Annotated in this window: 14 protein-coding genes; 12 read left to right on the forward strand and 2 right to left on the reverse strand. The window is 73.9% G+C overall.

Annotated elements, in window-relative coordinates; genetic code table 11:
* Positions 1–51: 51 nt before the first annotated feature.
* Positions 52–330 carry a type II toxin-antitoxin system Phd/YefM family antitoxin gene (locus tag ACFWEG_RS24505; protein WP_387218994.1) on the reverse strand — a complete coding sequence of 93 codons (279 nt, stop codon included), beginning with the start codon at positions 328–330 and terminating at the stop codon, positions 52–54.
* A 56-nt stretch (positions 331–386) separates the two neighbouring features.
* Here ACFWEG_RS24505 and ACFWEG_RS24510 point away from each other — a divergent pair, with 56 nt between their 5' ends.
* From ACFWEG_RS24510 to ACFWEG_RS24520, 3 genes are all read left to right on the forward strand, one after another.
* Positions 387–1,001 carry an ATP-dependent Clp protease proteolytic subunit gene (locus tag ACFWEG_RS24510; protein WP_387218997.1) on the forward strand — a complete coding sequence of 205 codons (615 nt, stop codon included), beginning with the start codon at positions 387–389 and terminating at the stop codon, positions 999–1,001.
* 7 nt (positions 1,002–1,008) lie between these two features.
* The gene (locus ACFWEG_RS24515; RefSeq protein ID WP_387218999.1) at positions 1,009–1,329 is read left to right on the forward strand and encodes a hypothetical protein; all 321 of its coding nucleotides are present in this window, start codon (positions 1,009–1,011) and stop codon (positions 1,327–1,329) included.
* A 530-nt stretch (positions 1,330–1,859) separates the two neighbouring features.
* A complete protein-coding gene (locus tag ACFWEG_RS24520; RefSeq protein ID WP_387219002.1) occupies positions 1,860–2,330 on the forward strand; it encodes a C40 family peptidase in 471 nt (156 codons plus the stop codon).
* Between the two features lie 3 nt (positions 2,331–2,333).
* On the opposite strand, the gene ACFWEG_RS24525 is transcribed toward ACFWEG_RS24520, so the two are convergent.
* Positions 2,334–3,494: an 8-amino-7-oxononanoate synthase gene (locus tag ACFWEG_RS24525; protein ID WP_387219005.1), complete on the reverse strand. Its 1,161-nt coding sequence runs from the start codon at positions 3,492–3,494 to the stop codon at positions 2,334–2,336.
* A gap of 120 nt (positions 3,495–3,614) precedes the next feature.
* On the opposite strand from ACFWEG_RS24525, the gene bioB reads away from it, so the two are divergent.
* The 9 genes from bioB to ACFWEG_RS24570 all read left to right on the forward strand — a co-directional run bounded on the left by bioB (position 3,615) and on the right by ACFWEG_RS24570 (position 13,892).
* Positions 3,615–4,853, forward strand: a complete 1,239-nt coding sequence (gene bioB, locus ACFWEG_RS24530) for a biotin synthase BioB (protein WP_387219008.1) — start codon at positions 3,615–3,617, stop codon at positions 4,851–4,853.
* The gene (locus ACFWEG_RS24535) at positions 4,846–6,111 is read left to right on the forward strand and encodes an adenosylmethionine--8-amino-7-oxononanoate transaminase (RefSeq protein ID WP_387219011.1); all 1,266 of its coding nucleotides are present in this window, start codon (positions 4,846–4,848) and stop codon (positions 6,109–6,111) included. Before bioB ends, ACFWEG_RS24535 begins: the two co-directional genes overlap by 8 nt.
* Positions 6,108–6,821: a dethiobiotin synthase gene (bioD, locus tag ACFWEG_RS24540; protein ID WP_387219014.1), complete on the forward strand. Its 714-nt coding sequence runs from the start codon at positions 6,108–6,110 to the stop codon at positions 6,819–6,821. The genes ACFWEG_RS24535 and bioD overlap by 4 nt, the downstream gene beginning before the upstream one ends.
* 4 nt (positions 6,822–6,825) lie before the next feature.
* Positions 6,826–7,170 carry a VOC family protein gene (locus tag ACFWEG_RS24545; RefSeq protein ID WP_387219016.1) on the forward strand — a complete coding sequence of 115 codons (345 nt, stop codon included), beginning with the start codon at positions 6,826–6,828 and terminating at the stop codon, positions 7,168–7,170.
* A gap of 130 nt (positions 7,171–7,300) precedes the next feature.
* Positions 7,301–8,158, forward strand: a complete 858-nt coding sequence (locus tag ACFWEG_RS24550) for an ABC transporter ATP-binding protein (RefSeq protein ID WP_387219018.1) — start codon at positions 7,301–7,303, stop codon at positions 8,156–8,158.
* A 28-nt stretch (positions 8,159–8,186) separates the two neighbouring features.
* The gene (locus ACFWEG_RS24555) at positions 8,187–10,751 is read left to right on the forward strand and encodes an ABC transporter permease (protein WP_387219021.1); all 2,565 of its coding nucleotides are present in this window, start codon (positions 8,187–8,189) and stop codon (positions 10,749–10,751) included.
* A gap of 125 nt (positions 10,752–10,876) precedes the next feature.
* A complete protein-coding gene (locus ACFWEG_RS24560; protein ID WP_387219023.1) occupies positions 10,877–11,302 on the forward strand; it encodes a GNAT family N-acetyltransferase in 426 nt (141 codons plus the stop codon).
* A 239-nt stretch (positions 11,303–11,541) separates the two neighbouring features.
* Positions 11,542–12,882 carry a hemolysin family protein gene (locus ACFWEG_RS24565; RefSeq protein ID WP_387219025.1) on the forward strand — a complete coding sequence of 447 codons (1,341 nt, stop codon included), beginning with the start codon at positions 11,542–11,544 and terminating at the stop codon, positions 12,880–12,882.
* The gene (locus tag ACFWEG_RS24570; protein WP_387219027.1) at positions 12,879–13,892 is read left to right on the forward strand and encodes a hemolysin family protein; all 1,014 of its coding nucleotides are present in this window, start codon (positions 12,879–12,881) and stop codon (positions 13,890–13,892) included. The genes ACFWEG_RS24565 and ACFWEG_RS24570 overlap by 4 nt, the downstream gene beginning before the upstream one ends.
* The last annotated feature ends 182 nt before the right edge of the window (positions 13,893–14,074 follow it).

Consider the following 14,074-nt stretch of genomic DNA (forward strand, 5'->3'; position numbering starts at 1 on the left):
GCCGTATACGGCGACCGGGCACGGCGGCGCCGCTCCCCCGCGGCGTGTGCGTCAGGCGCGCGGTCCGGGGCCGCGGTGTTCGGCGGCGATGCCGAAGCGGCGTTCGCCCGGAGCGGACGAAGGGCCGCGGACGGTCGAGACGGAACTGATCACCTGCTCCTCGGCGGCCGACTCGCCGGCCTCCAGAACGGCCAGGTCGGCGGCCGACACCAGGGCCACCAGGGGCTTGCCGTGCCGGGTGACGACCACCCGCTCGTCGCCGTACACCACGCGGTTGATCAGGTCGGCGAGCTCTGCGCGTGCTTGCGTCACCGGGATCTCGTAGGCCATGCTCACGATTCTACGTTCTGTACGTCCTGTACATTTTCTACAGAGAGGTGCACGCCATGGACCACCCCGTCGCCCGCCAGGTCCTCCCGCAGTTCACGGAGCGCACCACCTCGGGCCACCAGACGCTGGACCCGTACTCCAAGCTCCTGGACGAGCGCATCGTCTTCCTGGGCACGCCGATCGACGACACGGCCGCCAACGACGTCATGGCGCAGTTCATGCACCTCGAACACGCCGCGCCGGACCGGGACATCTCGCTGTACATCAACTCCCCCGGCGGCTCGTTCACCGCCATGACGGCGGTCTACGACACGATGCGGTTCGTGTCGTGCGACGTGGAGACCGTCTGCCTGGGGCAGGCCGCCTCCGCGGCCGCGGTGCTGCTCGCGGCGGGCACCCCGGGCAAGCGGGCCGCTCTGCCGGGGTCGCGGGTCCTGATCCACCAGCCGTCGTTCCCCGAGCCGGTGCAGGGGCAGGCCGCCGACCTGGCGATCCAGGCCGACGAACTGCTGCGCACCCGCGACCTCCTGGAGGAGCTGCTCGCCCGGCACACCGGGCAGAGCCCCGCCCGCATCAGGGCGGACATCGAGCGCGACAAGATCCTCGACGCCGAGGACGCCCGGGCCTACGGCCTGGTCGACCGCATCGTGTCCCAGCGCAAGGGCCGGTGAGCGTGCGATGTTCCCCGCCCAGCCCCCCGCCCTCCCCTCGCTCACCCGGGCCGAGGGGGAACTGATCGACCGTTACCTGGAGGCGGTGGACCTGCTCGGCCGGATCAATCCGGCGCGCTCCGCCGACACCTACTCCGGACTGCGGGCCGCCCAGGCCCTGGTGGGCAGCGCCGTCGCCCTGCGCGACGCCCTGACGCTCATGCACCTGCGCGGTGAGAGCGACCTGCACACGGCCACCCTCGCCCGCGCCCTGCGCGTCCTCGACGGCGAGCGCCGCGCGGCCCGGGTCACCCTCCCCGCGACTGCCGGGGCTCCTGACGGCACGTGAGGTGCGCCGGCCGCGAAAGGTCCGGACCGATGCGTCCAGCGCGCACCCCGAAGGGACCAGTCGCCATCCCCCTGTTGACGTAATTCCTCGTGTCGTTCCGACGTGGTTCGACTTGCGCACATGGTGTACCCGATCAGCGGAATAGTTGATTCCGGTGCTGGTACGGGGGTCGAACGCGTCTGCGATCTTGGTGCGAACGGGGCATGGTCTACCCGATCGGGCCAGTCGTGACGATGCTCACTTACCGGCGGTAGAACTCGGAATCGCCCCCTCGGCGGGTGAAGATCCCTGGGACGACAAGCCCCCGCCACCGCGGCGGGGCGGTCCGGGCGGACGCCGAGTCCTGCCGCCGCTCCGGACGACTGGTCGAAAGAGGGAAACGGCAGGAGTGGAGGACCCAGCAAGCCGGCACGACCGCGAACCCGCGGCCGGGCCTCGGGGTGAAGCCGCGATCCCATGCGGCCGGGCATCTTCGTCCTGCCCGAACCCGACAGGTCATCCTTCACAGGCGGTTCGACGAAGGGTCGCGCATGAGTGCGCACATCTCCATCCCGTCTCGCCTGTCCCGAGCGGGGGCCGTCTCGGCCCTCACCGTCGCCGCCGTGGGGGCCACGCTCGTGGCTCCCGGCGCCGCGCCGGAGGCACAGGCCGCCCCGGGCGCGAAGGCACTTCAGGTCGCCGCGTCCAAGAAGGGCGCCCCGTACAAGTACGGGGCGGTCGGCCCGCACCGGTTCGACTGCTCGGGCCTGACGGTCTACTCGTTCAAGAAGGCCGGCAAGAAGCTCCCGCGCACGGCCGCCGCCCAGTACAACAAGACCAAGCACGTCTCGGCCGGCAGCCGCAAGCCCGGCGACCTGGTGTTCTTCCACTCGGGCCGGAGCATCTACCACGTCGGTATCTACGCGGGTAACGGCAAGGTCTGGCACTCGCCGAAGACCGGTGACGTGGTGCGCAAGCAGAAGCTCTGGACCAAGAGCGTCTGGTACGGCCGGGTCGCCTGACCGTCACACCGGGCGGAAGGCCTCCGCCGGTGCGGTCCGCACCACCGTCGCGACGGCCTCGGCGACCTGTGTGTCGTCGAGGTCGGCGCGGGCGGTGAGCCGGAGCCGGGAGACGCCGTCGGGCACCGAGGGCGGGCGGAAGCAGCCCACCGCGAGCCCGGCGGACCGGCACGCGCCCGCCCAGGCGAGCGCGGCCTCCGGGGCGGGGGCGCGGACCGAGACCACGGCGGCGTCGGGGCGTACGGCGCTCAGACCCGCGCCGGTCAGCCCCTCGTGCAGCAGCGCCGCGACCCGCAGGGCCCGGGCCGCGCGGGCCGGCTCGCCGGCCAGCAGCCGGAGGGCGGCGAGCGCGCCGCCCGCCGCGGCCGGGGCGAGCCCGGTGTCGAAGATGAACGTCCGCGCCGTGTTGACCAGGTGCTCGATCACCCGGGCCGGGCCGAGCACGGCGCCACCCTGGCTGCCGAGCGACTTGGACAGCGTCACCGTGGCCACCACGTCGGGCGCGCCGGCGAGTCCGGCCGCGGCGGGCGCGCCCCGGCCGCCGGGGCCGAGCACGCCCAGGCCGTGGGCGTCGTCGACCAGCAGCCCGGCGCCGTGCGCGCGGCACACCTCGGCGAGCCGTGCGAGCGGGGCCGCGTCGCCGTCGACGGAGAAGACCGCGTCCGTGACGGCGAGGGCGGATCCGTCGTGCGCGTCGAGCGTCTTGCGGACGGCGGCGGGATCGGCGTGCGGCACCACCGCGGTGGCGGCCCGGGCCAGCCGGCAGCCGTCGATGAGGGAGGCGTGGTTGCCCGCGTCCGAGACGATCAGGCCGCCGGGCACGGACAGCGCGGTGACCGCGGCGAGGTTCGCCGCGTAGCCCGAGGACAGGACGAGCGCCGACTCGAAGCCGGTGAACGCCGCCAGCTCCCGCTCCAGCTCCGCGTGGAGGGCGGTGCTGCCGGTGACGAGCCGTGAGCCCGTCGCTCCCGCCCCCCAGTCGCGGGCCGCCTCGGCGGCGGCCGCGGTGACCGCGGGATGCCGGGCGAGCCCCAGGTAGTCGTTGCTCGCGAGGTCCAGGAGCGTGCTCGTGCGGGGCCGCGGACGCAGCCCCCGGACCAGTCCGGCGCGCCGGCGCAGCGCGGCCTGCTCGTCGATCCAGCCGAAGGCGTCGTTTGTAGGCATCGGACAGACCATAGCGGCGGCCCGACGGGGTCAGGGTGTGGTGATACCCACACCTCGACGGGCAAGAGTTGTCCGCTTTCTCCTTGGCGACGGCGGCGCGGTGCGCAAGGATCTGCGTCCATGGAGCTGCTGAACACGCTGGTGGACAAGGGACTTCGTCGCGAGCCGCCGACCCGCGAGGAGGCGCTCGCCGTGCTGGCGACCTCCGACGACGATCTCCTGGACGTGGTGGCCGCAGCCGGCCGGGTCCGGCGGAAGTGGTTCGGGCGGCGGGTGAAACTCAACTACCTGGTGAACCTGAAGTCCGGGCTGTGCCCGGAGGACTGCTCGTACTGCTCGCAGCGGCTGGGTTCGACCGCCGGCATCCTCAAGTACACGTGGCTGAAGCCGGAGGAGGCCTCCGAGGCCGCCGCGGCGGGGGTGGCGGGCGGCGCCAAGCGGGTCTGCCTGGTGGCCAGCGGCCGCGGGCCGACCGACCGGGACGTGGACCGGGTCTCGGCCACGATCGCCGCCATCAAGGAGGGCAACGAGGGCGTCGAGGTGTGCGCGTGCCTCGGGCTGCTCTCCGACGGCCAGGCCGAGCGGCTGCGCGCGGCGGGGGCGGACGCGTACAACCACAACCTCAACACCTCCGAGGCGACGTACGGCGAGATCACGACGACGCACACCTTCGCCGACCGGGTGGAGACGGTGCGGCACGCGCAGGGGGCCGGCCTCTCGGCGTGCTCCGGGCTGATCGCCGGGATGGGCGAGAGCGACGAGGACCTGGTCGACGTGGTCTTCTCGCTGCGCGGGCTCGACCCGGACTCGGTGCCGGTGAACTTCCTGATCCCGTTCGAGGGGACGCCGCTCGCCAAGGAGTGGAACCTGACGCCGCAGCGGGCGCTGCGCATCCTGGCGATGGTCCGGTTCGTCTGCCCGGACGTCGAGGTGCGGCTGGCCGGCGGCCGCGAGGTGCACCTGCGCACCCTGCAGCCGCTCGCCCTGCACCTGGCCAACTCGATCTTCCTCGGCGACTACCTGACCAGTGAGGGGCAGGCCGGCCAGGCGGACCTCGACATGATCGCGGACGCCGGTTTCGAGGTGGAGGGCGCGGGGACGACGACGCTTCCCCGCCACCGGGTGGAGGCGGCGGCCGCGGGCGGCTGCGGCGGTGGCGCGGAGGACACGGGCGGCTGCGGTTCGCACGCTTCCGAGGGCGGCGGCTGCGGCTCGCACGCCGGAGCAGCCGCCGGCTGCGGCCCCTGCGGCGGCGCCGAACGACCTGCCGCCGCGGAGCCGGCCGTTCCGGCGGCCCGTACGGACCTGGTCGCCGTCCGCCGCCGGGGCGCAGGGACGGACCTCGCGCCCAATGCGTGACCTGCTCGACCTGGACCGCAAGCACGTCTGGCACCCCTACGGTCCGATGCCCGGACGCCAGGAGCCGCTCGTCGTCGAGTCGGCGTCCGGTGTCCGGCTGCGGCTCGCGGACGGACGTGAACTGGTCGACGGCATGGCCTCCTGGTGGTCGGCGATCCACGGCTACAACCACCCGGTGCTCAACGCCGCCGCCGTCGGCCAGCTGGGGCGGATGAGCCACGTGATGTTCGGCGGGCTGACCCACGAGCCGGCCGTCCGACTGGCGAAGCGACTTGTCGACATCACGCCCGAGGGTCTGGAGCACGTGTTCCTCTGCGACTCCGGATCGGTCTCGGTCGAGGTCGCGGTCAAGATGGCGCTGCAGTACCAGCGGTCCCTCGGCAGGCCGGAGAAGCACCGGCTGCTCACCTGGCGCGGCGGGTACCACGGCGACACCTGGCAGCCGATGTCGGTGTGCGACCCCGAGGGCGGCATGCACGGCCTCTGGGCCGGCCGGCTCCCCCGCCAGGTCTTCGTCGACGCGCCGCCGGCGGAGTACGACGAGGCCTACGCCGAGCTGCTGCGGGCGGCCGTCGCCGCGCACGCGGGCGAACTGGCCGCGGTGATCGTCGAACCGGTCGTCCAGGGCGCGGGCGGGATGCGCTTCCACGACCCCGCCTACCTGCGGGTGCTGCGCGAGGCGTGCGACGCGCACGACGTGCTGCTCGTCCTGGACGAGATCGCCACCGGCTTCGGCCGGACCGGCTCGCTGTTCGCGGCCGGACACGCCGGGGTCTCGCCCGACGTCATGTGCCTGGGCAAGGCCCTGACCGGCGGCTACCTGACGATGGCGGCCACCTTGTGCTCCGCCCGGGTGGCGGGCGGCATCTCGCGGGGCGAGGTGCCGGTGCTCGCCCACGGACCGACGTTCATGGGCAACCCGCTGGCGGCGGCGGTCGCCCTGGCCTCCGTCGACCTGCTGCTCGACCAGGACTGGCAGGCGCAGGTGGAGCGGATCGGCGAAGGCCTGCGGGCCGGCCTCGCCCCGCTCGCCGGCGCCCCGGGCGTCCGTGACGTGCGGGTCCTCGGCGCGGTCGGCGTCGTCCAGCTCGCGGCCGAGGTCGACACGGTGCGGGCAACGGCGGCGGCCGTGCGGGAGGGCGTCTGGCTGCGCCCGTTCCGCGACCTGATCTACACCATGCCCCCGTACGTGACCGAGGACGCCGACGTCGCCCGCATCTGCCGGGCCGTCGCCGCCGCAGTGGAGGACCAGCCGTGACCGTGCTCGTGATCACCGGGACGGGGACCGAGGTCGGCAAGACCGTCGTCACGGCGGCCGTCGCCGCGACGGCCGTGGCGGCGGGCCGGTCGATCGCCGTCCTGAAGCCCGCGCAGACGGGCGTCGGCCCGGGCGAGCCGGGTGACGCGGCCGAGGTGGCGCGGCTGGTGGGCGGGGCGGCCCTCACCACGCTCGAACTCGCCCGGTACCCCGAGCCGCTCGCCCCCGACACCGCCGCCCGGCGCGCGGGGCTGCCCCCGGTGCGGCCGCACGAGGTGGCGGAGGCGGCGCGGAAGCTGGCCGCCTCCCACGACCTGGTCCTCGTCGAGGGCGCGGGCGGTCTCCTGGTCCGGTTCGACGCCGAGGGCGGCACGCTCGCGGACGCCGCCCGGCTGCTCGACGCGCCGGTGCTCGTCGTGGCCCGGGCCGGGCTCGGCACGCTCAACGAGACGGCCCTGACCGCGGAGGCGCTGCGGTCGCGGCGGATCGCCCCGCTCGGCGTGGTGGTCGGCAGCTGGCCGCGCGATCCCGACCTGGCCGCCCGCTGCAACGTCGCCGACCTGCCCACGGCGGCCGGGGCTCCGCTCCTGGGCGCCGTTCCCGAAGGGGCCGTCGCCGCGGGCGACTTCCGGCTCCGGGCGGGCGACTGGCTGTCCCCCCGGCTGGGTGGAAGCTGGGATGCGGCGGCGTTCGCGGCGGACATACGCTGACGGCATGCGTGCACGCGTCGAGGAGATCGTTTTCGACTGCGCCGACCCGGCGCGGCTGGTGAGGTTCTGGGCGGGCCTGGTCGGCGGTGATCCGGTGGACCGCTCCCCCGACTGGTCCTACGTCGACGCCCCGGGGTTCGTCCGGATCGCCTTTCAGAGGGTTCCCGAGGGCAAGGCGGCGAAGAACCGGCTGCATCTCGACCTGGACGGCGGCGACCTGGCGGAGGCGACCGCCGAGGCGGTCCGCCGGGGCGCCGAGACGCTCGGCGGCGTCGTCACCGACGACCACGGGGCCTTCCAGGTGCTGCGCGACCCCGAGGGCAACGAGTTCTGCTTCGTCTCGGGCTGAGCCGGGCGGGCCTGCGCTCTCCGGCGTGCGGACCGGCGGGGCCGTCGAACCCAGGGCGGTTGTCAGTGGCGCCGTCTACTCTCGGTTGCGACAGCGGAGTTGACGCCGAGTGCGCCGCCGGGAGGCAGAGTTGTCCACACCTGCGCAGGAGACGGAGCCCGCGGCGGCCGCCGGGACCGCCGCCCGGGCCCGCGGGCTGACGAAGGCGTACGGCTCGGGGGAGACGGCCGTCCTCGCCCTCGACGCCGTCGACACGGACATCGCGCGCGGCCGGTTCACCGCCGTGATGGGCCCCTCGGGTTCGGGCAAGTCGACGCTGATGCACTGTCTGGCCGGCCTCGACACGGTCTCCTCGGGCCGGGTGTGGCTCGGCGACACGGAGATCACCGGCCTGAAGGACAAGGAGCTGACCCGGCTGCGGCGGGACCGCATCGGCTTCATGTTCCAGTCCTTCAACCTGCTCCCCACCCTGAACGCCGCCGAGAACATCACGCTCCCCATGGACATCGCCGGCCGCAGGCCCGACCCGGAGTGGCTGGACCGCGTGATCGACACCCTGGGCCTCCGCGCGCGGCTCGGCCACCGCCCCTCCCAGCTCTCGGGCGGGCAGCAGCAGCGCGTCGCGTGCGCCCGCGCCCTCGCCTCCCGTCCGGAGCTGATCTTCGCGGACGAGCCGACGGGGAACCTGGACTCGCGGGCCGGGGCCGAGGTGCTCGCGTTCCTGCGCGAGGCCGTGGACAGCCTCGGGCAGACCGTGGTCATGGTCACCCACGACCCGGCGGCCGCCGCCTCGGCCGACCTGGTGCTGTTCCTGGCCGACGGCAGGATCGTCGACGAGATGCCGGAGCCCACCGCGGTCGCCGTCCTGGAGCGGATGCGGCTGTTCGGCGCCGGCCGGGCGGCGCCCGGAGCCGCGCCGGTCGCCGACCCGCCCGGTCCCGCCGGCTCGGCGGAGCCGGCACAGGACCCGGCGGGATCAGCGAAGTGACGAGCGCGACGCAGGAGAGGGCCACCTCGTGCTGAAGGCGACACTGCGCAGCTTCCTCGCCCACAAGGGCCGGCTGGTGCTGTCCGCGCTGGCCGTCGTGCTGTCGGTCGCCTTCGTGGCCGGCAGCCTCATCTTCTCCGACACGGTGACCCGGACCTTCGACCGGCTGTTCGCCTCGACCTCGTCCGACGTCAAGGTCGGACCCGCCGAGGACCTCGAAGCGGCCCTGCCGTCCGGCGTGGTGGAGACCGTCCCCGCCGCGCTGGCCGAGCGCATCGCCGCCGTGGACGGCGTCGGCGCCACCCAGCTCGACATCGCCGTGGAGAACATCACGGTGGTCGACGCCGACCGGAAGGCGGTGAGTCCGGACAGCGGCGCCCCGACCGTCGCGACGAACTGGTACGAGTCGGAGCGCAACCCCCTCGAACTGACCTCGGGGAAGGTACCGCGCGGCGACGGGGAGGCGTTGATCGACGCGGACACCGCCGACCGCAAGGGCGTCGCGATCGGCGACACCCTGACCCTGATCGCCCAGCCGGGCTCGTTCCAGGTCGAGGTGGTCGGCATCGCGACCTTCACCACCACCAACCCGGGCGCCGCACTGGTCTTCCTGGACACCCCGACGGCCCAGCGCAAGCTGCTGGACGCGACCGACGCCGCCACCTCGATCGCGGTGGAGGCCGCCCCCGGGGTCTCCGACGACGTCCTGAAGGAGCGCGTCGCGGAGGAGCTGGGGGACGGCTACGCGATCACCACGGCGGCCGAGGAGGCCGAGTCGTCGACCGAGTCGCTGGGCGGCTTCCTCGACGTGATCAAGTACGTGATGCTCGGCTTCGCCGGGGTCGCCGTCCTCGTCGGCGTGTTCCTGATCGTCAACACCTTCTCGATACTGATCGCCCAGCGCACGCGCGAGCTGGGGCTGATGCGGGCGCTGGGGGCCGACCGGCGGCAGGTCCGGCGCTCGGTGCTGACGGAGGCGCTGCTGCTCGGCCTGGTCGGGTCCACGCTGGGGCTGGCGGCGGGGATCGGCCTGGCGCTCGGCCTCATCGGGATGATGTCGGCGGTCGGGATGAACCTGAGCTCGGCCGAGATGGTGGTCGGATGGGTGACTCCGGTGGCCGCGTACGCGGTCGGCGTCGGGGTCACCTTCGTGGCCGCCTACCTGCCCGCGCGGCGCGCCGCCGCCGTCTCGCCGATGGCGGCGCTCGCCGACGCGGAGGCGGCGGGGACGGACCGTTCGCTGCGCACCCGGGCGGTCGTCGGTGCGGTCGTCACGCTCGCCGGTGCCGCCGCCCTCGTCGGCTGTGCGCTGTCGACGGAGTCCGGCACCGCCGCCTCGCTGCTCGGGCTCGGTATCTTCCTGACCCTGATCGGCGCGGTGGTGACCGGGCCGATCCTCGTCCGGCCGGTGATCCGGGTGCTCGGCGGGGCGTTCCCGAAGGTGTTCGGCGCGGTCGGTCGGATGAGCCAGCGCAACTCACTCCGCAACCCTCGGCGTACGGGCGCCACCGCCTCCGCGCTGATGGTCGGCCTGGCGCTGGTCGGCGGCCTGTCGGTCGCCAGCGCGTCGATGACGAAGTCCTTCGACGAGGAGATCGACCGGACCCTGGGCGCCGACTTCGTCGTGCAGAGCTCCACGTTCATGCCGTTCCCGCAGGAGGTCACCGACAAGGTCGGCGACGCGGGATCGGCGGGCCTGGTGGTCCGCCAGCGGTACGCGCCGCTCGCCCTCGAACTGCCCGACGGGGAGTCCGTCGAGACGACCGCCGCGGGCTACGACCCGCGCCTGGACGAGGTCGCCGACGTCCCCTACGCGGCCGGCGACTCCGCCTCGGCGCTCGGCTCGGGGAGCCTCGGCATGGAGAGCGCCTTCGCGAAGGAGCACCGGATCCGGCTCGGCGACCGGATCACCGTCCGCTTCCCGGGCGGGAAGGAGGCGCAGCTGTCGGTGGGCGCCCTCTCGAAGCAGCAGACCGCGGCGGGCACCGGGTTCGAGGGCGGCGTCTTCATGGGTCTCGGCACCCTCGAGCGGTACGTGCCCGGCGGCCAGGACTCGGCGCTGTTCGTCAACGCGGCCGACGGCGCGGACGCCGACGAGCTGCGGAGCGAACTGACCTCGGCGCTCGACGCCTACCCGCAGATCAAGGTGCGCGACCAGGCCGACTACAAGGAGCTCGTCCGGGACCAGATCGCGGTGATCCTCTACCTGGTCTACGCGCTGCTGGGTCTGGCGATCGTCATCGCGGTCCTCGGGGTGGTGAACACGCTCGCGCTGTCCGTGGTCGAGCGGACCCGGGAGATCGGGCTGCTGCGGGCGATCGGTCTGGGCCGCCGCCAGTTGCGGCGGATGATCCGGCTGGAGTCGGTGGTCATCTCCGTCTTCGGCGCGGTCCTGGGCCTCGGCCTCGGACTGGTGTGGGGGGTGGCGATCCAGCAGGTCCTGGCGCTGGAGGGGATGAAGGCGCTCGCCCTGCCGTGGGGCACGATCATCGCGGTCGTGATCGGTTCGGTGGTGGTCGGCCTCGCGGCCGCGCTGCTGCCGGCGCTGCGCGCGTCGCGCCTCAACGTGCTCGCGGCGATCGCGCACGAGTGAGCGGGAAGGCCGAGCGGACGACGGCCCGGGGCGCCCCCGGGACGGCTGGCGGTGCGAACGGCCGCCGGCGTCCGGATGCCGGGATCCGCTGGCCCGGCACATGAGCGCGGTGGTGGGATGCGGCCATGAGTGATCTTCGGATACGGGCCGCCGCGACGGCCGACCTCGACGACGTCCTGGCCTTCTGGAAGGTCGCCGCCAAGGGCACCAGCATCAGCGACGACCGGGACGGCGTCGAACGGCTGGTGGCGCGTGACCCGCAGGCGCTGATCCTCGCCGAGCGCGAGGGGCGGATCGTCGGAACGGTGATCGCCGGGTTCGACGGCTGGCGCTGCCACCTCTACCGGCTGGCGGTGCACCCCTCGGCCCGGCGGCAGGGCGTCGGCACCGCGCTCCTCGCGGCGGCCGAGGACCGGTTCGTGGCGCTCGGGGGCCGCCGCGGAGACGCGATGGTCCTCGACCGCAACGAGAGCGCCCACCGTGCGTGGGAGGCCGCCGGGTACGCCAGGCAGCCGCAGTGGAGCCGGTGGGTCAAGCCGCTGGCCGGGTGAAGGTGCGGCCGGCGGGATTGAGCCGGGCGAGCGCGGGAAACCGGGCCGAGAGGCCGCGGGCGTCCGGAACCCTCGCGGCCCGCCCCCGTCCCTTTGCGAGTCCTTTACCATGAGACCTTGCCGGTGATCCTTCCGCACTCTGACGAAAGGCGTGAGCGTCCGCCCATGGGCGAGCCCCCAGTACCCCGATGTCGCGCGGTCCCCCGCCCCCTGGCCGATCATGGAACGGAGGTGACCCGATGATCGAAGTACTCCTGCTCCTGCTCGCGCTGCTGCTCTCCCTCGCCTGCGGTGCGTTCGTCGCGGCCGAGTTCTCGCTCACCACCGTCGAACGCGGCGATCTCGAACGTGCGGTGGAGGACGGCGAGCGGGGCGCCGAAAGCGCTCTGAAGGCCGTCCGCAGCCTGACCTTCCAGCTCTCCGGGGCGCAGCTCGGCATCACCGTGACCAACCTGGTCGTCGGCATGCTGTCCGAGCCGTCGATCGCGAAGCTGATCGGCGGTCCGCTGCGGGATCTCGGCCTGTCCGCATCGGTGGCGTCCTCGGTCGCGCTGGTGCTCGGCACGGCGCTGTCGACGGTCGTCCTGATGGTCGTCGGCGAACTGGTGCCCAAGAACTGGGCGATCTCCTCGCCGCTGCCCATCGCCAAGCGGGTGGCGACCCCGCAGCGGGTCTTCAGCGCCGCGTTCCGGCCGCTGATCACCCATCTGAACAACACCGCCAACCGGGCGGTGCGCCGGCTCGGCATGGAGCCGGCCGAGGAGCTCGCCTCGGCGCGCGGCCCGCAGGAGCTCATGGCGCTGGCCCGGCACTCGGCCAAGCTGGGCGCCCTGGAGCCGGACACCGCCGAGCTCTTCGTCCGCACCCTGAACCTCGGGGACCTGACCGCGGAGAACGTCATGACGCCGCGCGTGCAGGTGGTGGCGCTGGACGCGCAGGCCACCGCCGAGGACGTGGCGAACGCCTGCCGGGCCACCGGCCTGTCGCGTTTCCCCGTCTACCGGGGCGGCCTGGACAGCGTCATCGGCGTGGCGCACATCAAGGACGTGCTGACCGTGCCCGCCGACCGGCGGGCACGGTTCCCCGTCACCGAGATGATGCGCGAGCCCCTGCTGGTCCCCGAGACGCTGACGATCGACCGGCTGCTCGACCGGCTGTCCGGCCGCCGCACGATGGCCGTCGTCGTGGACGAGTACGGCGGCACCGCCGGCGTCGCCACGCTGGAGGACATCGTCGAGGAGGTCGTCGGCGAGGTGCGGGACGAGCACGACCCGCACGAGACGCCCGAGCTGGCGCCGGCCGGCGAGGACGACCAGGGCCGCAAGCTCTACTCCGCGGACGGCGCGGCCCGCACCGACCGCCTGCTGAGGATCGGGCTCAAGGCGCCCGACGACGGGCCCTACGAGACGCTGGCCGGGCTGGTCGCGACCGAGCTGGGCCACATCCCGAACGTCGGCGACAGCTTCGAGTTCGCCGGCTGGCGCCTCGACGTCGTCGACGCCACCGGCCGCAGGGCCGCGCGGGTGCTGCTGCACGCGCCCGCCGAGGACGCCACCGAGGTCGAGGAGGAGGCGCGATGACCGCGATCCAGTTGCTGATCGGCGCACTGACCCTCGTCGCCAACGCGTTCTTCGTCGGCGCCGAGTTCGCGCTGATCTCGGTGCGGCGCAGCCAGATCGAGCCGCACGCTGAGGCGGGCGACCGGCGGGCCCGGCGGGTGCTGTGGGGCCTGGAGCACGTGTCGGCGCTGATGGCGGCGGCGCAGCTCGGCATCACGCTGTGCACCCTGGTGCTCGGCGTGGTCGCGGAGCCGGCCATCGAGCACCTGCTCTCGCCGGTGTTCCACGCCGTGGGCGTGCCGGACGGGCTGAGCCACACGATCTCGTTCGCGATCGCGCTGACGGTGGCGACGTATCTGCACATGCTGCTGGGCGAGATGATCCCGAAGAACGTCGCGCTCGCCGAGCCGGTGCGCACGGCGCTGCTCCTGGGCCCGCCGCTGGTGGCCGTCTCGCGGGCGCTCCGCCCGGTGATCTTCACGATCAACGCCTTCGCCAACGCGCTGCTGAAGCTGCTGGGCGTGGAGGCCAAGGACGAGGTGACGGCCACGTTCTCGGACGACGAGCTGGCCCGGCTGGTCAAGGACTCCAGCGACGCGGGGCTGCTCGACGACCGGGCGAAGGAACGGCTGCACGACGCGCTCGAGCTGGGCCGCCGCCCGGTCGCCGAGATCGTGCTGCCGCTGGAGCAGGTCGTCTACGCGGGCGTCGGCGTCACCCCCGAGGGGATCGAGCGGCTGTCGGCCGAGTCGGGCTTCTCGCGGTTCCCGGTCGTGGACTCCGGGCGCCGGATCGTCGGCTACCTCCACGTGAAGGACGCCCTCGACGCCACCCCGCGCGACCTGCCGTTCCAGGTGCGGGACATGCGGTCGATCGCCCGGGTGAAGGCGACGACGCCGCTGGACGACGTGCTGACCGCGATGCGCGGCAGCCGCACCCACCTGGCCGCCGTGCTCGGAGAGGACGGGCGGCTCGCGGGCCTGGTGACGATGGAGGACGTGCTGCGGCAGCTGTTCGGGCAGCCGGTCTGAGCGGATTCCGCCGGCGGGGCGGGCGTGTTCCGCCGCGGGGCGGAGCCGGGGGGGGGGGGGCCCCCGCGGGGCCGGGGTGGGGGCGTTGACGGGGGCCCCGGGTGGGGCGCGGCGACGTGGTTCCCGGGCAAGGCGACGCCGGTCAGGGCGGGCGGGGCGACGCCGACCCCGGGGGCCGACGC

Source organism: Streptomyces sp. NPDC060194, assembly GCF_042728285.1.
Taxonomy (GTDB): domain Bacteria; phylum Actinomycetota; class Actinomycetes; order Streptomycetales; family Streptomycetaceae; genus Streptomyces.

What these genes read in the sequence shown, in the direction of transcription:
- ACFWEG_RS24505 (WP_387218994.1), bottom strand. Translation starts at nt 330, where the DNA reads ATGGCCTACGAGATCCCGGTGACGCAAGCACGCGCAGAGCTCGCCGAC.
- ACFWEG_RS24510 (WP_387218997.1), top strand. Translation starts at nt 387, where the DNA reads ATGGACCACCCCGTCGCCCGCCAGGTCCTCCCGCAGTTCACGGAGCGC.
- ACFWEG_RS24515 (WP_387218999.1), top strand. Translation starts at nt 1,009, where the DNA reads ATGTTCCCCGCCCAGCCCCCCGCCCTCCCCTCGCTCACCCGGGCCGAG.
- ACFWEG_RS24520 (WP_387219002.1), top strand. Translation starts at nt 1,860, where the DNA reads ATGAGTGCGCACATCTCCATCCCGTCTCGCCTGTCCCGAGCGGGGGCC.
- ACFWEG_RS24525 (WP_387219005.1), bottom strand. Translation starts at nt 3,494, where the DNA reads ATGCCTACAAACGACGCCTTCGGCTGGATCGACGAGCAGGCCGCGCTG.
- bioB (WP_387219008.1), top strand. Translation starts at nt 3,615, where the DNA reads ATGGAGCTGCTGAACACGCTGGTGGACAAGGGACTTCGTCGCGAGCCG.
- ACFWEG_RS24535 (WP_387219011.1), top strand. Translation starts at nt 4,846, where the DNA reads ATGCGTGACCTGCTCGACCTGGACCGCAAGCACGTCTGGCACCCCTAC.
- ACFWEG_RS24545 (WP_387219016.1), top strand. Translation starts at nt 6,826, where the DNA reads ATGCGTGCACGCGTCGAGGAGATCGTTTTCGACTGCGCCGACCCGGCG.
- ACFWEG_RS24560 (WP_387219023.1), top strand. Translation starts at nt 10,877, where the DNA reads ATGAGTGATCTTCGGATACGGGCCGCCGCGACGGCCGACCTCGACGAC.
- ACFWEG_RS24565 (WP_387219025.1), top strand. Translation starts at nt 11,542, where the DNA reads ATGATCGAAGTACTCCTGCTCCTGCTCGCGCTGCTGCTCTCCCTCGCC.
- ACFWEG_RS24570 (WP_387219027.1), top strand. Translation starts at nt 12,879, where the DNA reads ATGACCGCGATCCAGTTGCTGATCGGCGCACTGACCCTCGTCGCCAAC.